Below are 18,671 nucleotides of genomic sequence, written 5' to 3'. Positions count from 1 at the left end.
CGGACATTTGGGAGTTACTTTGAAGGTGAGGACTTTCGGCAGCCTCTAGGGAGCTGCTATGGAGCCGTGGGTCGCCTGGTTGCTGCTCGCCGCGCTGCTCGGAATCGCCGAGTTGCTCACCCTCACGTTCGCCCTCGGGATCCTGGCCGTCGCCGCGATCGCCGCCGGGCTGACCGGCGCGCTGGGCCTGCCGCTCGCCGCGCAGGCCGCCGTCTTCGCCGTCGGGTCGGTCGCGGGCATCGGCGTCCTCCGCCCCATCGCGACCCGCCACATCAGGCAGCCGCCGCCGCTGCGCTCCGGGACGGCCGCGCTGGTCGGCCGCGAGGCGTACACGCTCACCGAGGTCACCCGCCGCGGCGGGCGCGCCCGGATCGGCGGCGAGGAGTGGACGGCCCGTCCCTACGATCCCGACCTCGTCATCCCGGCCGGCGCCACCGCCGACGTCCTCGCCATCGAAGGGGCAACGGCCCTGCTTTATCCGGTCTCGTCCGGAACGGATGAGGAGTCGCCATGACCGACATCGCCATCGCCCTGCTGATCGCCGCGATCTGCGGCGCGGCCGTGCTGGCCACCGCGGTGATGCGGACGGTGTGGATCGTCCCGCAGGCGCGGGCCCGCAACGTCGAGCGCCTCGGCCGCTACCACCGCACCCTCGAACCCGGCATCAGCTTCGTCTTCCCGTTCGTCGACCGGGTGAAACCGCTGATCGACCTGCGCGAGCAGGTGGTGTCGTTCAAGGCGCAGCCGGTCATCACCGAGGACAACGTCGTCGTCCACATCGACACCGTGCTGTTCTTCCAGGTCACCGACCCGCGCGCCGCCGACTACGAGATCGTGAACTACATCAAGGCGATCGAGCAGCTCACCGCGACGACCCTGCGGAACGTCATCGGCACCCTCGACCTGGAGGCCACCCTGACGTCCCGGGACCGGATCAACACGGCGCTGCGCGGCGTGCTGGACGACGCGTCCGGGAAATGGGGCATCCGCGTCACCCGCGTGGAGATCAAGGCGATCGAGCCGCCGCCGTCCATCAAGGACGCGATGGAGAAGCAGATGCGCGCCGAGCGCGAGAAGCGCGCCGCGATCCTCACCGCCGAGGGCGCCCGCGCCTCCGCGATCCTCACCGCGGAGGGCGAGCGGCAGTCGACGATCCTCAAGGCGGAGGGCACCCGGCAGGCCGCGATCCTGGAGGCCGAGGGCCAGTCCGCCGCGGTCACCCAGGTCTTCAACGCGATCCACGCCGCCGACCCGGACCCGAAGCTCCTCGCCTACCAGTACCTCCAGACCCTGCCGAAACTGGCCGAGGGCAAGGGCAGCACCTTCTTCGTCATCCCGAGCGAGGTGACGAACGCCCTGCAGGCCGTGAGCCACGCCTTCGGCGGCAGCCTCGACGACGCGAAGCCGTTCGACGCCGGCAAGCCGCGCGACGACGCGAAGCCCGCCGAGGGCGGCCCCGAAGAACTTCCCGAAGCGGACGTCCCCTTCGAGCTGACCACCGGCCGGCCCAACGGCCGGGAGGAACCGGCCTGATCTTCGGCCTCGGCCACCTGGACGCGGGCGGGGCCGCCCCCTATAGGGGGTTCCAGGTGGTCGCCTCCCTGCGTTAACGTGCCATGCTTGGCCGACCCAGGGTCCAAGAGGGCCGGACGGAGGCGAGGCGATGAGCAGGCGGGGGACGGCGGCCGCGGCCGCGGTCATGGCCGGAGCGGCTCTGACGGCGGCGGCGTGCGGGGGTTCGGGGGACTCCGAGGCGAAGGGGGCGACCCCGCCGCCGGCGACGTCCGGCGCGCAGGGCGGCGGGCAGAAGACCGCGCCGCCCGCCAAGCAGCCGATCATCCTCGCGTTCGGCGGCGACACCCACTTCGAGGGGCAGTTGCGGGCGCGGCTCGGCAACCCGTCCACGGCGCTCGGGCCGGTGGCGAAGCAGTTGCGGGCCGCCGACCTCACCATGCTCAACCTGGAGACCGCCATCACGACCGGGGGTACGCCCGCGCCCGGCAAGCAGTTCACCTTCCGGGCGCCGCCTTCCGCGTTCAAGGCGCTGAAGGCCGCCGGGGTGGACGTCGTCTCCATGGCCAACAACCACGGCATGGACTACATGCAGGGCGGCCTGCGCGACTCCCTGCTCGCGATCAAGCGGACGGGCTTCCCGGTCGTCGGCATCGGTAAGAACGCCGATGCCGCCTACAAGCCGTATCGGGTGACGGTGAAGGGCAACAAGCTCGCCATCGTGGGCGCGACGCAGGTCCTGGACGACAACCTGATCCAGGCTTGGACGGCGACCGACAGCCAGGGCGGTCTCGCGTCGGCGAAGAACGTCCCGCGGATGGTCCAGGCGGTGAAGGAGGCGCGCAAGGGGTCGGACGTCGTCATCGTCCACCTGCACTGGGGTGCTGAGCTCCAGCCTTGCCCGCTGCCGCGCCAGAAGGAACTCGCCCGGCAACTGGTGGAGGCCGGCGCCGACATCATCGTGGGGGGTCACGCTCACATCCCCCTGGGCGGCGGCTACCTGAATGACACCTACGTCCACTACGGCATGGGCAACTTCGTGTTCTACTCGGCCAACGGCCAGACGGCGAAGTCCGGCGTGCTGTTCCTGAAGGTGCAGGACGGCAAGGTCGTCAAGGACAAGTGGAGCCCGGCCCTCATCCAGGGCGGCATCCCGATCCCGATGAAGGGCGCCGCCGCGAAGGCGGAGCTCAAGCGGTGGAACGGGCTGCGCGGCTGCACGGGCCTGTCGGCGCGTCCGTCCTGAGGGCTGGACTCCCCCACTGCGGGAGGGAACAGGGTGGGGCCTGTGAGCGGCGATCCCCTGCCGATCGGACGGTTCGCGCGGCCGGCCGCATTGGACGGCGCGTCCGATGGGCGTAAGTTCGGGCTTATGCGAGAGCTGCGGGTGAGGTCGGGCGAGATCGAGCTGGCGGTGCGGACGCGCGGCGAGGACGGGCGGCCGACGGTGGTCCTCGTGCACGGCTACCCCGATACGGGAGCGATGTGGGACGACGTGGCCGAGCGCCTCGCCCCGCGGTTCCGCGTCGTCGTGTACGACGTGCGGGGCGCGGGCGCGTCGAGTGCCCCGTCCGACCCGCTCGATTACGGCCTCGACGCGCTCATGGGCGACCTGGAGGCCGTCCTGGACGGTGTCGGCGCCGACGCCCCCGTCCACCTGGTGGGGCACGACTGGGGGTCGGTGCAGGGCTGGGAGGCGGTCATCGGCGACCGGCTGCGGAGGCGCATCGCGTCCTTCACCTCGATCTCCGGCCCGGACCGGCGGCACATGGCGCGGTGGGTGCGCGAGGGCGTCCGGTCAGGGCCGCGGGGCGTCGCGGAGGTGCTCGGACAGGCGCGCCGCAGCGTCTACATGCCGGTGTTCATGGCGCCCCGCGTCGGCGAGGCCGCGGCCCGCGCGCTCGCCGCCGGGTTCGGGCGGATGATGCGGCTGCGCGAGGGCGCCGAGCCGAGGCCCGGCCACCCGGCGGAGACGCTGCCGGCGGACGCCCGCAACGGCCTCGGCCTGTACCGCGCCAACGTGGGTCGCGGCGCGTCCGGCGACGGCCGGACGGACGTCCCCGTCCAGCTCATCGTCCCGCTCAAGGACCGGTACGGCTCGCAGTCGCTGCTGCTGTCCGCACGCGGGCTCGTGCCGCGCCTGTACGTGCGCCGTGCACCGGCAGGCCATTGGGTGGCGCGCAGCCGCCCCGACCTCATCGCCCGCTGGGTCGCCGAGTTCGTCGACCACATCGAGGGCGGCCCGGAGACGCCGGGTCTCGCCCACGCCCGTGCGGCGGGACGGCCCGGCAAGGAGTTCGGGGGCGATCTCGTCGTCGTCACCGGCGCGGGCAGCGGCATCGGACGCGCGACCGCCCACGCCTTCGCCGCCGCGGGGGCGCGGGTCGTCGTCGCCGACATCGACGAGGGCGCCGCCAAGCGAACCATGGACGAGATAGAGGCGGCCGGCGGCGAAGCCCACATTTACGGGGTCGACGTGGCCGACGCGGACGCGATGGAACGATTCGCCGACTACGTCCGGGAAACGTTCGGCGTCCCCGACATCGTGGTCAACAATGCGGGCATCGCCGTGGCGGGTTCCCTGCTGGAGATGTCCGAGGACGAATGGACGCGCATACGGTCCATCAACCTCGACGGCGTGTATCGCGGTTCCCGCCTGTTCGGGCGCCAGATGGTGGAACGCGGCGAGTGGGGCCACATCGTCAACATCTCGTCGTTCGCCGCGTTCGTGCCGAGCCCCGAACTGCCCGCCTACAGCGCGACCAAGGCCGCCGTGCTCCACATGACGGAAAGTCTCCGCCTGGACCTGGACCGCTACGGGATCGGGGTCTCCGCCATCTGCCCCGGCGTCATCGACACGCCCATCACGGGCCGGACCCGTTTCGTCGGCCTGCCGCCAGGTGTGGACGACGAACTGCGCGAACGGATGGGCCGCGCGATCCAGCGTCGCGGGTTCCCGCCGGAGAAGGTGGCGAAGGCGATCCTGCGGGCCGTCCGGCAGGACGTCCCGGTGGTGCCCGTCACCGTCGAGGCGCGCGCCGGCCGGTTGCTCTCCCGCGTGTCCCCGGCCGCCAACAGGGCGCTCGCCCGCGTCGGCCGCCGCGCCGGAGACCACGCCATAGAACGGCTGACCTGACCGTAGAGTGGCGGCCATGGCCGCGCAGGAACGTCACGCCGCGAAGACGCGCATCCTCACGTTCAACACCCTCTTCCGCGGCCGCACGCGAGCCCGCATGGACGCCCTGGCAGGGCTTCTCGACGATTCCGACTACGACATCGTCTGCCTGCAAGAGGTGATATCGCCGTTCATCCTCTCCCGGCTGCGCCGCGCGACGCCGTCCTATCCGCACATGGCGCGGGCCTGGGGGTTCCCGCTCATCCGCGGGGGACTGGTCACCCTTTCCCGCTGGCCCATCACCCGCACCCACTACGAGCCGTTCGCTCTCGCCCGTCCGGCCCGTCCGGAATGGTTCCTCAACAAAGGCGCCCTGTTCACCCGCGTCAAGCTGCCGAGCGGCTACCTGACGGTGGTGAACACGCACCTCTCCGCGAACCTGGACATGGACTGGTCCCCGTCCAACGCCTACACGAAGGTGGAGCAGGGCGAACTGGCACAGCTGGCGCAGGCCGTCAGCAGGATCGACCCGGCCGAACCCCTGGTCGCGGTGGGCGACTTCAACGTCCCCCGCGACTCCCCCTACTTCGCGGCGTTCGCGTCCGCCGCCGGCCTGCAGGACGCCCTCGCCGGCAGCACAGAACCGACCTACCGCCCCGAATGCGCCGACATCGGGGCGATAGACCAGCTCCTCCATACACCGGGCCTAAAGGCAGACCCCCGCGTCGTCTTCACCGACGAGATCACCCTGCCGGACGGCGCCCGAGCCCACCTCTCCGACCACTACGCCATAGAGGCCGCCCTGCACCTCCCCACCTGATCCGGCGGGCTCACCGGTCGGCTCCCGCCGGCCGGAGGCGGATCGCGGTCCAGGAGACTCGGGGGAGGACGGCCTTCAGGGTGTCGCCTTCGACCGTCACCCGGTCGTTGGGGCGGAGGACGACGCGGTCCGGGGATTCGCGGGTGTTGGTGGCGGCCAGGTCGGCGTCGGTCAGCGTGTCGGCCTCGGCGAGGTGCAGGGCCTCGGCGAACAGGTGCAGGTCCACGGTCAGTTCCACGGGGTCGTTCTGGTCGCGGTTGACGGCGAAGACGACCACCTCGCCGGTCTCCGCGTCGTGGGTGGCGATGGCGTCGACCACCGGGACCTCGCCGTACTTGGCGGTCCCGTAGGTGGGGGACGTGAGGCGCGTGCGCAGCACGTCCCCGCGGGCGAGGGCCGCGGTCTTCGCGAACGGGTGGAAGATCGTCTGCCGCCAGGCCGGGCCGCCGGGCTCGGTGCGGATCGGGGCGATCACGTTGACCAGCTGCGCCTGGCAGGCCGCGGTGACCCGGTCGCTGTGCCGCAGCAGGGAGATGAGCAGGTTGCCGACGACGACGGCGTCCGCGACGTTGTACTCGTCCTCGATGACGCGGGGCGCCACGTCCCAGCTCTCGGGGGGCTCTTGGCCCTGGAAGCGGGACAGGTACCAGACGTTCCACTCGTCGAACGACAGGTTGATCTTCTTCTTGCTGCGCAGCCGCGCGCCGACGCTGTCGGCCGTCGCGACGATGCTGTCGACGAAGTGGTCCATGTCGACGGCGCTGGCGAGGAACGAGCCCAGGTCGCCGTCCATCTCCTCGTAGTAGGCGTGGCAGGACACGTAGTCGACGAGGTCGTAGGCGTGCTCCAGGACGGTCGCCTCCCACGTGCCGAACGTCGGCATCGCGGAGCTGGAGCTGCCGCACACGACCAGTTCGAGGCCCGGTTCCGCCGACCGCAGCGCCCGCGCGGTGGACGCGGCGAGCAGGCCGTACTCGTGGGCGGTCTTGTGCCCGGTCTGCCACGGCCCGTCCATCTCGTTGCCGAGGCACCACATCCGGATGCCGTACGGCTTGGCGGCCCCGTTCGCGCGCCGCAGCTCGGAGAGCGTGGTCCCCTCGGGATGGTTGACGTACTCGTGGACGTCCAGCGCCTCCTGGACGCCCCGGGTGCCGAGGTTCACCGCGTACATGATCTCGACGTCGGCCTTGGCCGCCCACCGGGCGAACTCGTCGATGCCGACCTGGTTCGTCTCGACGCTGTGCCAGGCGAGGTCGCGGCGGCGGGGCCGCCGGTCGCGCGGCCCGATGCCGTCCTCCCAGCGGTAGCCGGAGACGAAGTTGCCGCCCGGATAGCGCACCACCGTGACGCCCAGCTCGCGGGTCAGCGCGAGGACGTCGGTGCGGAACCCGTCCTCGTCCGCCGACGGGTGGTCCGGTTCGTAGATGCCGGTGTAGACGCAGCGCCCCATGTGCTCGACGAACGAGCCGAACGTGCGGCGGCTGACCGGGGCCACGACCGAGGCGGGATCGAGGACGACAGAAGCGAGGTGCATGTTTTCCCTTCGGGGGGCGGTCACTTGACGGCGCCGATGGTGAGGCCGCCGCGCCAGTACCGCTGGAGCAGGAGGAAAGCGATGATCAGGGGGATGATCGCGACGAGCGAGCCGGCCACGATGACGTTGAACAGGGCCTGCCCGCCGCCGCTGCCGATGGTCGCGGACTGGTACCACGTGCGCAGTCCCACGGTCAGCGGGAACAGGTCGTCGTCGCTGAGCATCACCAGCGGCAGGAAGAAGTTGTTCCAGGTGGCCACCATCGTGAACAGCAGCACGGTGACGAGCGCGGGGCGCATCGCCGGCAGCGCGACGCTGAGGAACACCCGGAACTCGCCGGCGCCGTCGATGCGGGCGGCCTCCAGCATCTCGTCCGGCACCGAGTCGTGCGCGTAGACGCGCAGCAGGTACACGCCGAACGGGTTGAGCAGCGACGGCAGGATCACCGCCCACACCGAGTCGGTGAGCCCGATCTCGCTCATCAGCAGGTACGTCGGCAGGACGAGCGCCGTCATCGGCACCATGATCAGGCCGAGCAGGGCCGCGAACAGCGCGTTGCGCCCGGGGAAGCGCAGCTTGGCGAACGCGTATCCGGCGAGCGCCGCGACCGCCGTCGCGCCGAAGCCGCTCACGACCGAGTACAGCGCCGAGTTCCGCAGCCACTTGAGGTAGACGCCGTCGTCCTGGGTGAACAGCCGGGACAGGTTGTCGAACAGGCTGAAGTCGCCGCCGAACCACAGCGGCTGCGAGCCGAACAGCCCGTCGTTGTTCTTCGTCGCCGCCACCAGCAGCCACCAGAACGGCAGCAGGAAGTACACCGCCATGACCGCCATCACGGCGTGCGAGGCGATCCGCCCGGCGCCGAACCGGGCCGTCCGGCGCGGCGTCCGCTCGGCCGCGCGGGTGGACGTGCCGTCCAGCGTCACGGTGCTCATCGCAGCGCGCTCCTTCGCCTCGTGACGAACAGGAAGATGTACGACCCGATGAAGACGACCGCGCCCAGCAGGAAGGAGATGGCGGCGGAGTAGTTGTACTGCTGGTACGAGAACGCCTGGTGGTAGGCGTACATGTTGGGCGTGTAGCTGTTGGTGATCGCGCCCGGGTTCAGCGGCTGCAGGATCAGCGGCTCGGTGAAGAACTGCAGGGTGCCGATGATCGTGAAGATCGTGACCAGCACGATCGCCGCGGAGATCATCGGCGTCTTGATGCGCAGCGCGATCTGCACCGGCCCGGCGCCGTCGATGCGGGCCGACTCGTACACCTCGCGCGGCAGCCCCTGCAGCGCCGCGTACAGGACGATCATGTTGTAGCCGGCCCACTGCCAGGTCACGACGTTGCCCAGCGAGACCAGCACCGTGTCGCCGGACAGCGGGTCCAGGCCGCCGGCGGAGCTGAACAGGCCGGTCCGCGGGCTGTAGAGGAAGCCCCACATCAGCGTCCCGATCACCACCGGCACCGCGTACGGGACGAACGCCGCCAGCCGGAAGAACCGCGACAGGCGTGAGGTGGCCTCGTCGATGAGCAGCGCGAAGACCAGCGCCAGCGCGATCATCACCGGGGTCTGCACGACCCCGAAGACGATCACGCGGACGACGCCGCGGCGGAACTCGGGGTCGCCGAGCGCCTGCCGGTAGTTGTCCAGCCAGGCGAAGACCTCGCCCTGCACCAGCGTGGACCGGTACAGGCTGAGCTTGGCCGCGTACGCCATCGGCAGCAGCAGGAACGCGACGAGCAGGACGGTGAAGGGGGTGACGAACAGCCACCCGGCCGCCGCGTGGCGGCCGGGTCCCTTGCGTATCCTCACGGCGCGACCTTGAAGCCCTGCTGCGAGGCGTACTTCGTCAGGTTCTGCTGGACGGTGTCCAGCGCCGCCGGCCACGAGGTCTTCTTCTCGATGGCCTGGTTCAGGGCCGTCGTCAGCTGGCTGAAGTAGTAGCTGTTGAACGGGCTCCAGCGGAACTCGCCGACGCCGTTGTACGCGGGCACGAACACCTCGTTGACCTTCTGGCCGCCGAAGAACTCGTACTCCTTGCCGCGGAAGTAGTCCCACTCCAGGATCGGCGTCGCGGTCGGGAACAGGAACGCCTGGTCGATGCCGATGCGCCACGCCTCCTTGTCGACCCCGAAGATCTCCATGGCGACCTTCGTCGCCTCCTTCGGGTGCTCGGACTGGTCGGTGACGGCGAACGCGGAGCCGCCCCAGTCGCCCTGCGCGTTCGCGCCGTCCGTCCACTGCGGCAGCGGCGCGGCCCGCCACTTGCCGGAAGTCTTCTTGGCGACGCTCGCCAGGTAGCCGGGACCCCAGCCGGCGGCCAGGTAGGTGGCGTACTTGCCGGTGGTCAGGCCGGTGTAGAAGTCGGTCGTCGCGAAGGCGGTGGTGTCGGCGAGGCCGGTGCCGACCATGTCCTCCCAGTACGACATCGTCTGCTTGGCCTGCGGGCCGTTGAGGCTGAGACCGATGTTCGGCGCCTTCGCGGACGTGTAGTCGAACGGCCGCGCGCCGGCCTGCCACAGCAGCCCGGTCATGAAGCCGCCGTCGTTGGCGCCGAAGTCGGTCATGAAGCTGGACGGCGACGCCTTCTTCAGCTTCTGCGCCTGCTCCTTGAACTCGGCCCAGGTCTTCGGGACGGTGAGCTTGTACTTGTCGAAGATGTCCTTGCGGTACAGCATCGCCATCGGGCCGGCGTCGACCGGGATCGCGTACACCTTGTCGCCGGCGCTGACCTGCTTCCACGCCCAGTCGACGTAGTTGCCCTTGGCGGCGTTGGCGCCGTACTCGCCCATGTCGACCAGGTGCTTGGTGAGCTGGAACGTGGGGATCTCCTGGAACTCGATCATCACCACGTCCGGCGCGCCCTTGCCCGCCTTGAGCGCGGTCTGCAGCTTGGTGTACTGGTCCTGGCCGGTGCCGGCGTTCGTCCACTCGATCTGGACGTCGGTGTGCGTCTTGTTGAAGTGGTCGACGACCGGCTTGAACGACGGGTACCAGGCCCAGACCTTGATCTTGACGGGGCCGTCGGGCTTGCCGCCCGCGTCGCCGGACCCGCCGCAGCCCGCGGCGGTCAGCGCGGCGGCGGCGACCACCGCGACCATCGCCCGGACCGGCCGGCGCCGTCCGCGTTTTAGACTGGAGTGCCTGACACTCATTGGTCCCTCCCAGGGGGATTCGACGCGCTGGTATCGCGTGTTGGGTAAGTCGGTCCTTGGTGCTGGCACACCAAGGACCGGCTGTCAGGTCCCGCGTACGTCCCGTGCCCGCACGAGCGCGAGGCGTCTCGCGAGTCGCATGTCAGCCCTGGTGAGCGCATGGCCCACCGGTTTCGGATATCCTTTGCAGCGCTGCAAACAGGATGCACGGCGCGGCAGTGGACGGCAAGAGGGAACTGCCGGAAGCTTGTGGAGGGCCGGAGCGGGCCGCCGACCGACACCAGCCGGAGGGGACGGGGATGCGACGAGGACGTGAGGTGACCCTGCGCGACGTGGCCGAGCTCGCCGGCGTGTCCAGCCGGACGGTCTCCAACGTGGTGAACGGCTACGCCAACGTCACCGAGCACACCCGGCGGCGCGTGCAGGAGGCCGTCGACCAGCTCGGCTACCGGCCCAACGTGCTCGCCCGCAACCTGGCGCGCGGCCGGTCCGGGCAGATCGCGGTGGTCGTCCCGTACCTGGACACGCCGTATTTCTCCGAACTGCTCCAGGACATCATCCGGGCCGCCCGCGTGCAGGGCTACAACGTGCTGATCGACCAGACGGACGGCGACCGCGAGCACGAGCGGATGCTCATCAACCACGGCTCCAGCCGGCTGCTCTTCGACGGGGTCATCTTCAGCCCGCTCGGCCTCTCGCAGGAGGCCCTCGCCGACCGCGACCCCGACCTGCCGCTGGTCATCCTCGGCGAGCGCGTCAGCGATGGAACGTTCGACCACGTCGGCATCGACGACGTCGAGGCGTCCCGGCACGCCGTCGAGCACCTGCTGGACCTCGGCCGCCGCCGGGTCGCCGCGATCGGCGACCAGCCGTACGAGACGGGCGAGGCGGCCCAGCTGCGCACCCGCGGCTTCCGCGAGGCGCACGAGCGGCGCGGGCTCCCGGTGCACGAGGACCTCATCATCCGCAGGCCCCGCTTCAACCGGGCGGACGGCGCGGAGGCCATGGCCCACCTGCTCGACCGCGGCGACCCGCCGGACGCCGTCTTCTGCTACAGCGACCTCGTCGCGCTGGGCGCGATCCACACGCTGATCTCGCGCGGGATGCGGGTGCCGGAGGACGTCGCGGTCATCGGCTACGACGACATCGAGGACGGCCGGTACTCCAACCCGACGGTCACCACGATCTCGCCGGACAAGGGCATGATCGCGGCCACCGCCGTCGAGCGCCTGCTGCTGCGCATCGGCAGCAAGACGCCGCCGCCCGGGCTCGAACTCCGGGCGCCGCACCGCCTGATCGTCCGCGAGAGCACCGCCGGCCGCGCCGCCCCCGCCGCGCACTGACCCCCGCCGCCCGGCCGCGCCCGCGTGCCGGTGTGCCGCACCGGCTCGCTCGGCCGCGCCCGCGAGGCGGCGTGCCGCAGCGGCCCGCCCGGCCGCGGCCTCGTGGCGGCGGGGCGCGTGCGGCGGGTTCCTTTCGTACGGTTCTTGCGCCCTTCCGGCGTTCGGTGCATGCTGTTTTGCAGCGCTGCAATTGCCGGCGGCGGCGGACTCGGGGCGCGCGCCGCCGGCCGTCGCGGCCGCGTGCGCCGGCGCCCCGCGTTCCCGGAGGTGAGTCAAGGCCGCCACGTCGGCGTCGATGTTACCGGTCACACCCGCTGTCATGCGCGGGGTCCGCGGCCGTCCGGCCGCTCGCCCCCGCGTGTTTCGGGCCGGCAGCGTCACCCGAAAGGAGAGTCCCCATGACCGCTCCCCTGGTGCCGCATGCGCGGCGGCGCCCCTGGCGCGCCTTGGCGATCGCCTTGGCCGTCGCGCTCGCGGCGGTGTCGTCGGCTGCCCTGGCCACCCGGTCCGCAGGCGCCGGCGAGCAGGTGCGCCTCGCCGGCGCGGCCGCCGGGAAGGCCCTGGCGGCGGGGTATCCGAACCCCGGATACGTCACCGGCTCGACCGGCGCGCACGACCCCTCCGTCGTCCGGGCGCCCGGCGGGACCTACATCGTCGTCACGACCGGCGACGACATCCCGATCAAGACGTCCACCGACCGGACCGCGTGGCGGAACGCCGGCGTCGCCTTCCCCGGCGGCGCGCCGTGGACCAGCGCCTACACCAATGGCGGCCGGAGCCTGTGGGCGCCCGACATCTCCTACCACAACGGCCAGTTCTACCTGTACTACTCGGCGTCCACCTTCGGGTCGCAGCATTCGGCGATCTTCCTGGCCACCAGTCCCACCGGCGCGTCGGGCACCTGGACGCACCGCGGCATGGTCATCGACAGCAGCTCCTCGGTGGACTACAACGCGATCGACCCGAACCTCGTCGTCGACGGGTCGGGCCAGTGGTGGCTGACCTTCGGGTCGTTCTGGTCCGGCATCAAGATGATCCGCCTTGACGCCGGCAGCGGCCTGCGCTCCTCGTCCGACCGGTCCGTGCGCTCCATCGCGTCCCGGGGCGGCGGCCCGATCGAGGCTCCGTTCATCTACCGGCACGGCGGCTACTACTACCTGTTCGTGTCGTTCGACTACTGCTGCCGGGGCGCCGCCAGCACCTACCGCGTCATGGTGGGCCGGTCGGCGTCCGTCACCGGCCCCTACGTCGACCGCAACGGCGTGCCCATGAACAGCGGCGGCGGCACCGAGGTGCTCGCGGGCCACGGCTCGATCCACGGGCCGGGCCACCAGGCCGTCCTCGGCGACGTCGACGGCGACGTGCTCTTCTACCACTACTACGCGGACAGCGGCGCGTCCTTCCTGGGCATCAACCTGCTCGGCTGGGACGGCTCCGCCTGGCCCTACGTCTACTGACGACGGCCCGTTCCGGCCCGGACCACCCCGCCGGGCCGGAGCGGGCGGCCCGCCGTCCTCCGGGTTAGGCTGCCGCCATGTGCGAGACAGCGGCCGGGGAGGCACGGGCGTCGATGCCGCGTCCGGCGCCGGGGCCGGCGGTCGATCCGATCGCGCTGGAGCCGGTGGACGAGGTCGAGATCGTCACCCTGGTCGACAACGTCTTCGACTCCCTGCTGACCAGCGACGAGCGCACCCGGCGGGCCGCGGCCGGCGCGGGCGCGGTGGAGGCGCCGCTGTTCGAGGAGGGCCGCACCTACGACGGGCTGATCGCCGAGCACGGCTTCGCCGCACTGGTCACGGTGCGCAGGGCCGGGCGCTCGACCACGCTGCTGTTCGACACGGGTCGCTCCCAGGACGCGATGGTCACCAACGCCGACCGGCTCGGCGTCGGCTTCGGGGACGTCCAGGCCGTCGTGCTCAGCCACGGCCATTTCGACCACACGGGCGGGCTCGCCGGGCTGGCCGGCAGGCGCGGCGTCCGGTCCCTGCCGATGGTGCTGCACCCGCTGGTGTGGACCCGGCGCCGGTTCGCGGTGCCCGGCCGGGAGCCGGAGGAGCTGCCGACGCTGAGCAGGCGGGCGCTGGACGCGGAGGGCTTCGAGATCATCGAGCGGCGCGAGCCGTCCCTGCTGCTGGACGGCGCCGTGCTGATCACCGGCGAGGTCGACCGCACCACCGAGTTCGAGCACGGCATGCCGCCGCCGCACCAGGCGTGGACGGGGTCGGACTGGGTGCACGACCCGCTGGTGGCCGACGACCAGGCGCTCGTCGTGCACGTCCGCGACCGGGGCCTGGTGGTGCTGACGGGGTGCGGGCACGCGGGCGCGGTCAACATCGTCCGGCACGCGCGGCGGCTGACGGGGGTCGACCGGCTGCACGCGCTCGTCGGCGGGCTGCATCTGGGCGGCCCGGCCTTCGAACCGGTCATCCCGCCCACGGTCGCCGCGCTGACCGACCTGGCGCCGAGCCTGGTCGTCCCCGGCCACTGCACCGGCTGGCGCGCCCAGCACGCCCTGGCCTCCGCCCTGCCCGGCGCCTGGGTGCAGGGCAGCAGCGGCACGACGTACCGCCTTTCCGCCGCCTAACCCTCCTGGTAGCGGGCCAGGAGGGGGAGGAACAGCTCGTCCACGATGGCGATGATGCGCTCGTCCGGGACGGGCTCGAACGTCATGAGCATGTCGTGGCGCAGCAGGTCGAACGGCATCGCGAGCACCGAGCCGGGGACGCGGTCGCGGTCGAGCTCGCCGCGCTGGACCGCGCGCCGGTAGATGTCCCGCGACCAGAGCGACCCCGCGCCGATGAGCTGTCCGCGCAGCTCGGCGGGCGTGGTGCCGGCCTCGGCGAACAGGCCGCCGAGCTGCGCGCCGATCATGGCGGCGAGGTCGATGCGCCGCCGGGTCGCGGACCGCATCAGCGCGATGAGGTCGTCGCGCAGGTTCCCGGTGTCCGGGATGGTGACCGGATCGGTCTCCCTCCGGTGCCGGATGGCCGCGATCACCAGTTCGGTCTTGCCCGGCCACCGCCGGTAGAGGACGGCCCGGCTGGTGCCCGCCCGGGCCGCCACGCGCTCCATCGTCAGCGCCGCGTAGCCGGACTCGACCAGCTCGTCCCACGCGGCGCGCAGCAGCGCGTCCTCCAGAGCCTTGCCCCGCCGGCGCCGGCCCGGCTCCTCCGCCACGGCGTCCTCCGTTAAGAGTCACTTGTGTTTCTTAATGGGACAGTCTACCGTGGGGGATAAGAAACACTGATGACTCTTAACGAGGTGCGCAATGGGGGACCGTCTCGATTCGAAGGTGCTCAGGACCGCCGGCGTGCTGATCGTCGGCGTCCTGGCCGTCGTCTTCGACACCACGATCGTCGGGGTGGCGCTGCACTCGCTGGTGGCCGATCTGCATTCCTCGGTCGCCACGATCCAGTGGGTCACCACCGCCTACCTGCTCGCGCTCGGCATCACCGTCCCGCTCAGCACCTGGGCGATGGCCCGGTTCGGCGGCAAGCGCGTGTGGATCTTCTCGCTGGCCGTGTTCCTGGCCGGCTCCCTGGCGTCCAGCGCCGCCTGGAACGCCCCGGCCCTGATCGCCGGGCGGGTCGTCCAGGGCATCGGCGGCGGGCTGATGCTGCCGGTGATGACCACCCTGGTCGTCCGCGCCGCGGGCGGCCGGCTGCTCGGCCGCACCACGGCGGTCGTCGCGCTGCCCGCCCTGCTCGGCCCGATCCTCGGCCCGCTGGTGGGAGGCTTGATCCTCACGCACCTCAGCTGGCGGTGGATGTTCTGGGTGAACGTCCCGTTCTGCGTGGTCGGCATCTGGCTCGCCGCCCGGTACCTCGACCGCGACGACCCGTCCGGTCGCCCCCGCCTGGACGTCCCCGGGCTGACCCTGCTCGCCCCCGGCCTGGCCGCGACCATCTTCGGCCTCTCCGAGGCCGCCACCAAGGGCTTCGCGGAGCCCGGCACCCTGACCCCGCTGATCGCCGGCGTGGGGCTCCTCGCGGGCTTCGCCGCCTACGCGCTGCGCCGCACCGACCCGCTCGTGGACGTCCGCCTGTTCGCCCGCCGCCCGACGGTGTCGGCCTCGACCGTGCTGTTCTTCTCCGGCTTCGCCCTCTACGGCGCCGTCCTGCTGCTGCCGCTGCTCTACCAGCAGGTCCGCGGCACCACGGCCCTCGACGCGGGCCTCGCGCTCGTCCCGCAGGGCATCGGCGCGCTGCTGAGCCGCTCCCTCGCCGGCAGCCTCACCGACCGCCTCGGCGCCCGCCCGATCGCCGTCGCCGGCTTCCTGGTCGTCGGCGCCGCCACCGTCCCCTTCGCCTACGCCGACGCCCACACGGGCACCTGGACGCTCGCCGCATGGCTGCTCCTGCGCGGCATCGGCCTGGGCGCCGTCACCGTCCCGGTCATGGCCGTCGCGTACCTGGGCCTGGACCGCGAGCAGATCGCCCACGCCAGCGTCCTGATCCGCGTGGCCCAGCAGATAGGCGGCTCCTTCGGGACGGCGGTCCTGGCGGTGATCCTGGCGCACGTCATGGCGACCGGCGACCCGGTCGGCGCCTTCCACCAGTCCTTCTGGTGGGCAACCGGCTTCGCGGGCGTGGCCGCCCTGCTGGCCCTGCTGCTCCCCGGCCGAGCCGCCGTCCAGCAGCCGGCCCCCGCCCCGGCCGAGCCCGCACCGCCGACGCCGGCCCACGAAGCACGCTGAAGAAGGCCCCGGCAGGCACCCCAAGCCTGCCGGGGCCACGGGCCGCCCCCGATCATCCGAGCGCGGACGGCTTGGGAGCGGGGTTCCGATCCGGGGGCGGCTCGGCCCGGAGAGGCTCCTTGGGTAGCTTGTGGGACATGTCCTCCTCTCTCGTCTCGCCGCGGCGGGTATCGCCGTCGACGCGGCGGCGGAACCTCGGGGCGGTGCTGCGGGAGGTGCACCGGGACGGGGCGGTGTCGCGCACCGAGCTCGCCGAGCGGATGGGCGTGAACCGCAGCACGGTCCTGACGCTGATCGCCAAGCTCGCCGCCGCCGGCCTGGTGCGGGAGGAGACGTCGGCGGCGACGGGACGGGCGGGCCGGCCGCCGCTCGTCGTCCGGGCCGAGAGCAGCCGGGTGTACGTGCTGGCCTTCGACGTCGCGGTGGACCGGGTGGCCGCCGCCAGGGTCGGGCTCGGCGGCGCCGTGCTGGAGCGCAGGGACGCGCCGCGGCGGCGGGGGCAGGACGACCTGGAGGAAGTGGTCGGAGTCCTCGCCTCGTTCGGTGGCGCGCTCGCGGCCGCCGCGCCTCCGGAGGCGGAGTGCGTGGGGGTCGGCCTGTCCTACTGCGGCCTGATCAGGGCCGTCGACGGGAAGGTGCGGCTGGCGCCGACCCTGGGGTGGACGGACCTCGACGTCGGCCCGGAGCTCGGCAGGCGGCTCGGCCTCGGGCTGCCCGTGGCGGTCGGCAACGAGGCGCATCTGGGGGCGCTGGCCGAGCAGGTGCGCGGTGCGGGCGCCGGCCGCGAGAACCTCGTCTACCTGCACGGGGACGTCGGGGTGGGCGGCGGCATCATCGTCGGCGGCCGGCTGCTGGACGGCGACGAGGGCTACGCCGCCGAACTCGGCCACATGATCGTCAACCCGTACGACGGCCGCCCGTGCAACTGCGGCTCGCGGGGCTGCCTGGAGGCGGAGGTCGGCGAGCCGGCGCTGCTGGAGGCGGCCGGACGCGCCGGCGGCCCCGTCGGGCGGGAGGGCGTCCGGGCGGTCGTGGCGGCCGCGGAGCGCGGGGACCCGGCCGCCCGCGCGGCCCTCGACCGGGTCGGCGGCTGGCTCGGCATCGGCGTGGTCAACCTGATCAACCTGTTCAATCCCGGCGTCGTCGTCTTCGGCGGCATCCTCAGCGAGATCTACCGGGGTGCGGCGGCCGTCGTCCGCGACCGGGTGACGACCGGCGGCCTGCCGGTGTCCCGGGAGCGCGTCGCGCTCCGCACCGCCGCGCTCGGCTACGACGCGACGCTGGCCGGGGCGGCCGAGCTCGGCTTCGCGCCGCTGCTCGCCGATCCGCTGGGCGTCCTCGGCGTCGAGAACGCGTAGCGGTTCCCCCGCGCGGGGGAACGCCGCGGCCCTCCCGGGGGACGTGCCGGACGGCCCGGCCGCGTGAGCATGAAGTCCTGCCGATCAAGGAGGACGCCATGACCACAGCCCGTCCCGTGCCCCGCTGGGCCTACTGGGTGGCGCACGCCATCCCGCTGACCGTCCTGCCGTCCGGCCTGTGGCGGATCGCACTGGGCCTCGGCGTGCCGGTGGGTTTCGCGGAGAGCAGCGAGCTGGCCGACTTCCCGCACCCCATCGGGACCCCGTACGTCTTCGCGCTCAGCATCGTGGCGGAGTCCTTCGCCCTGCTCGCGCTCGGGCTGGTGCGGCCGTGGGGCGAGGTGTTCCCGCACTGGTTCCCGCGGGTCGGCGGGCGCCGGGTGCCCGTGCCGTTCGCCGTCGGCGCCGCGTCGCTGGGGGCGGCGGCGGTCACGCTGATCGGCGTGACGGGCGCGTCCGGCTGGAATGACGCGATGGCCGACAGCGAGAGCCCGCACGGCTTCGCGGGCGCGGTGATGACGCTCGCCTACGCGCCCTTCCTCGCCTGGGGGCCGCTGCTGGCGATCCTGACCGTCCACTACTGGCGCCGCCGCACCATGGCGCCCGCCGCCGCGTGATGTCACATCGCCTCCGGTGCTCGCCGTCGCCCATGTGTCGACCCGCTCGAAGGAGAAGCCATGGAAGCGCGGATGAAGAACCCGGCCCACGTCCTGCCCAGCGCGATGGAGGGCATCGGGGGGCTGATCCAGGCCGTCAACGAGGGCGGACTCACGCACGAACTGCAGGAACTGGTCTCCCTGCGCACCAGCCAGATCAACGGGTGCGGCGCCTGCGCCCACGGCCACGTCCACAACCTGATCAGGGCGGGTGAGCCCGCGGAGCGGACGGCCGCCGTCGCGGCCTGGCGGGGCGCGCCCTTCTTCACGGCCGCCGAGCGGGCGGCGCTGGACCTCGCCGAGCACGTCACCCGGCTCGCCGACCGGTCCGCGCCGGCGGTGCCGGACGCGCTGTGGGACGAGGTCGCCGCCCACTTCGACGAGCGGCAGCGGTCGGCGCTCATCCTCGTGATCTCGCTGGAGAACCTGTTCAACCGCATCAACACGACCGTCCAGGCGCCCGCCGGCGCCTGCGGCTGACCGGCGGCGC

17 protein-coding genes are annotated in these 18,671 nt (G+C 72.3%); 12 read left to right on the top strand and 5 right to left on the bottom strand.

Annotated features, from left to right (window positions below):
* Positions 1 to 58 precede the first annotated feature (58 nt).
* From ACIWVC_RS20960 to ACIWVC_RS20940, 5 genes are all read left to right on the top strand, one after another.
* Positions 59 to 514 carry an NfeD family protein gene (locus tag ACIWVC_RS20960; protein WP_396449375.1) on the top strand — a complete coding sequence of 152 codons (456 nt, stop codon included), beginning with the start codon at positions 59 to 61 and terminating at the stop codon, positions 512 to 514.
* Positions 511 to 1,533 (top strand): SPFH domain-containing protein, encoded by a 1,023-nt coding sequence (locus ACIWVC_RS20955; protein ID WP_396449374.1) that lies wholly within the window; start codon positions 511 to 513, stop codon positions 1,531 to 1,533. Before ACIWVC_RS20960 ends, ACIWVC_RS20955 begins: the two co-directional genes overlap by 4 nt.
* A gap of 130 nt (positions 1,534 to 1,663) precedes the next feature.
* Positions 1,664 to 2,758: a CapA family protein gene (locus tag ACIWVC_RS20950; RefSeq protein WP_396449373.1), complete on the top strand. Its 1,095-nt coding sequence runs from the start codon at positions 1,664 to 1,666 to the stop codon at positions 2,756 to 2,758.
* A 126-nt stretch (positions 2,759 to 2,884) separates the two neighbouring features.
* Positions 2,885 to 4,648 (top strand): SDR family oxidoreductase, encoded by a 1,764-nt coding sequence (locus ACIWVC_RS20945; RefSeq protein ID WP_396449372.1) that lies wholly within the window; start codon positions 2,885 to 2,887, stop codon positions 4,646 to 4,648.
* A gap of 16 nt (positions 4,649 to 4,664) precedes the next feature.
* Positions 4,665 to 5,447 (top strand): endonuclease/exonuclease/phosphatase family protein, encoded by a 783-nt coding sequence (locus tag ACIWVC_RS20940; RefSeq protein ID WP_396449371.1) that lies wholly within the window; start codon positions 4,665 to 4,667, stop codon positions 5,445 to 5,447.
* Positions 5,448 to 5,457: 10 nt separating this feature from the next.
* Here the strand turns inward: ACIWVC_RS20940 and ACIWVC_RS20935 are convergent, their stop codons facing one another.
* The 4 genes from ACIWVC_RS20935 to ACIWVC_RS20920 are packed head-to-tail and all read right to left on the bottom strand — an operon-like array spanning position 5,458 to position 10,074.
* Positions 5,458 to 6,981: an alpha-N-arabinofuranosidase gene (locus ACIWVC_RS20935; protein ID WP_396449370.1), complete on the bottom strand. Its 1,524-nt coding sequence runs from the start codon at positions 6,979 to 6,981 to the stop codon at positions 5,458 to 5,460.
* A 20-nt stretch (positions 6,982 to 7,001) separates the two neighbouring features.
* Positions 7,002 to 7,916 carry a carbohydrate ABC transporter permease gene (locus ACIWVC_RS20930; RefSeq protein WP_396449369.1) on the bottom strand — a complete coding sequence of 305 codons (915 nt, stop codon included), beginning with the start codon at positions 7,914 to 7,916 and terminating at the stop codon, positions 7,002 to 7,004.
* Positions 7,913 to 8,785 carry a carbohydrate ABC transporter permease gene (locus tag ACIWVC_RS20925; RefSeq protein WP_396449368.1) on the bottom strand — a complete coding sequence of 291 codons (873 nt, stop codon included), beginning with the start codon at positions 8,783 to 8,785 and terminating at the stop codon, positions 7,913 to 7,915. Before ACIWVC_RS20925 ends, ACIWVC_RS20930 begins: the two co-directional genes overlap by 4 nt.
* Positions 8,782 to 10,074, bottom strand: coding sequence for an ABC transporter substrate-binding protein (locus ACIWVC_RS20920; protein WP_396449367.1), 1,293 nt, complete (start codon positions 10,072 to 10,074; stop codon positions 8,782 to 8,784). The genes ACIWVC_RS20925 and ACIWVC_RS20920 overlap by 4 nt, the downstream gene beginning before the upstream one ends.
* Before the next feature lie 371 nt (positions 10,075 to 10,445).
* Between ACIWVC_RS20920 and ACIWVC_RS20915 the strand changes: the two genes are divergently transcribed.
* The 3 genes from ACIWVC_RS20915 (at position 10,446) to ACIWVC_RS20905 (ending at position 14,055) form a co-directional block, all read left to right on the top strand.
* Positions 10,446 to 11,471 (top strand): LacI family DNA-binding transcriptional regulator, encoded by a 1,026-nt coding sequence (locus ACIWVC_RS20915; RefSeq protein ID WP_396449366.1) that lies wholly within the window; start codon positions 10,446 to 10,448, stop codon positions 11,469 to 11,471.
* 398 nt (positions 11,472 to 11,869) lie between these two features.
* Positions 11,870 to 12,928: an arabinan endo-1,5-alpha-L-arabinosidase gene (locus tag ACIWVC_RS20910; protein WP_396449365.1), complete on the top strand. Its 1,059-nt coding sequence runs from the start codon at positions 11,870 to 11,872 to the stop codon at positions 12,926 to 12,928.
* Positions 12,929 to 13,005: 77 nt separating this feature from the next.
* Entirely contained in the window at positions 13,006 to 14,055 is a 1,050-nt protein-coding gene (locus tag ACIWVC_RS20905; protein WP_396449364.1) for an MBL fold metallo-hydrolase, read from the top strand.
* Here the strand turns inward: ACIWVC_RS20905 and ACIWVC_RS20900 are convergent.
* Complete coding sequence (locus ACIWVC_RS20900; protein ID WP_396449363.1) at positions 14,052 to 14,648, bottom strand: TetR/AcrR family transcriptional regulator; 597 nt, start codon at positions 14,646 to 14,648, stop codon at positions 14,052 to 14,054. The genes ACIWVC_RS20905 and ACIWVC_RS20900 overlap by 4 nt on opposite strands.
* A gap of 91 nt (positions 14,649 to 14,739) precedes the next feature.
* Between ACIWVC_RS20900 and ACIWVC_RS20895 the strand changes: the two genes are divergently transcribed.
* From ACIWVC_RS20895 to ACIWVC_RS20880, 4 genes are all read left to right on the top strand, one after another.
* Entirely contained in the window at positions 14,740 to 16,167 is a 1,428-nt protein-coding gene (locus tag ACIWVC_RS20895) for an MDR family MFS transporter (RefSeq protein WP_396454452.1), read from the top strand.
* A 137-nt stretch (positions 16,168 to 16,304) separates the two neighbouring features.
* Entirely contained in the window at positions 16,305 to 17,525 is a 1,221-nt protein-coding gene (locus ACIWVC_RS20890; RefSeq protein ID WP_396449361.1) for an ROK family protein, read from the top strand.
* A gap of 98 nt (positions 17,526 to 17,623) precedes the next feature.
* On the top strand, positions 17,624 to 18,142 hold the full coding sequence (locus ACIWVC_RS20885) for a hypothetical protein (protein WP_396449360.1): 519 nt from the start codon (positions 17,624 to 17,626) through the stop codon (positions 18,140 to 18,142).
* A gap of 60 nt (positions 18,143 to 18,202) precedes the next feature.
* Positions 18,203 to 18,661, top strand: coding sequence for a carboxymuconolactone decarboxylase family protein (locus tag ACIWVC_RS20880; protein ID WP_396449359.1), 459 nt, complete (start codon positions 18,203 to 18,205; stop codon positions 18,659 to 18,661).
* Positions 18,662 to 18,671 lie beyond the last annotated feature (10 nt).

The organism is Actinomadura sp. (genome assembly GCF_044508335.1).
GTDB lineage: Bacteria > Actinomycetota > Actinomycetes > Streptosporangiales > Streptosporangiaceae > Spirillospora.
The sequence above is the reverse complement of the archived record's forward strand: the minus strand, read 5'-3'. Positions and strand labels throughout refer to the sequence as shown.

What these genes read in the sequence shown, in the direction of transcription:
- ACIWVC_RS20960 (WP_396449375.1), top strand. Translation starts at nt 59, where the DNA reads ATGGAGCCGTGGGTCGCCTGGTTGCTGCTCGCCGCGCTGCTCGGAATC.
- ACIWVC_RS20955 (WP_396449374.1), top strand. Translation starts at nt 511, where the DNA reads ATGACCGACATCGCCATCGCCCTGCTGATCGCCGCGATCTGCGGCGCG.
- ACIWVC_RS20950 (WP_396449373.1), top strand. Translation starts at nt 1,664, where the DNA reads ATGAGCAGGCGGGGGACGGCGGCCGCGGCCGCGGTCATGGCCGGAGCG.
- ACIWVC_RS20945 (WP_396449372.1), top strand. Translation starts at nt 2,885, where the DNA reads ATGCGAGAGCTGCGGGTGAGGTCGGGCGAGATCGAGCTGGCGGTGCGG.
- ACIWVC_RS20940 (WP_396449371.1), top strand. Translation starts at nt 4,665, where the DNA reads ATGGCCGCGCAGGAACGTCACGCCGCGAAGACGCGCATCCTCACGTTC.
- ACIWVC_RS20935 (WP_396449370.1), bottom strand. Translation starts at nt 6,981, where the DNA reads ATGCACCTCGCTTCTGTCGTCCTCGATCCCGCCTCGGTCGTGGCCCCG.
- ACIWVC_RS20930 (WP_396449369.1), bottom strand. Translation starts at nt 7,916, where the DNA reads ATGAGCACCGTGACGCTGGACGGCACGTCCACCCGCGCGGCCGAGCGG.
- ACIWVC_RS20920 (WP_396449367.1), bottom strand. Translation starts at nt 10,074, where the DNA reads ATGGTCGCGGTGGTCGCCGCCGCCGCGCTGACCGCCGCGGGCTGCGGC.
- ACIWVC_RS20910 (WP_396449365.1), top strand. Translation starts at nt 11,870, where the DNA reads ATGACCGCTCCCCTGGTGCCGCATGCGCGGCGGCGCCCCTGGCGCGCC.
- ACIWVC_RS20905 (WP_396449364.1), top strand. Translation starts at nt 13,006, where the DNA reads ATGTGCGAGACAGCGGCCGGGGAGGCACGGGCGTCGATGCCGCGTCCG.
- ACIWVC_RS20895 (WP_396454452.1), top strand. Translation starts at nt 14,740, where the DNA reads ATGGGGGACCGTCTCGATTCGAAGGTGCTCAGGACCGCCGGCGTGCTG.
- ACIWVC_RS20890 (WP_396449361.1), top strand. Translation starts at nt 16,305, where the DNA reads ATGTCCTCCTCTCTCGTCTCGCCGCGGCGGGTATCGCCGTCGACGCGG.
- ACIWVC_RS20885 (WP_396449360.1), top strand. Translation starts at nt 17,624, where the DNA reads ATGACCACAGCCCGTCCCGTGCCCCGCTGGGCCTACTGGGTGGCGCAC.
- ACIWVC_RS20880 (WP_396449359.1), top strand. Translation starts at nt 18,203, where the DNA reads ATGGAAGCGCGGATGAAGAACCCGGCCCACGTCCTGCCCAGCGCGATG.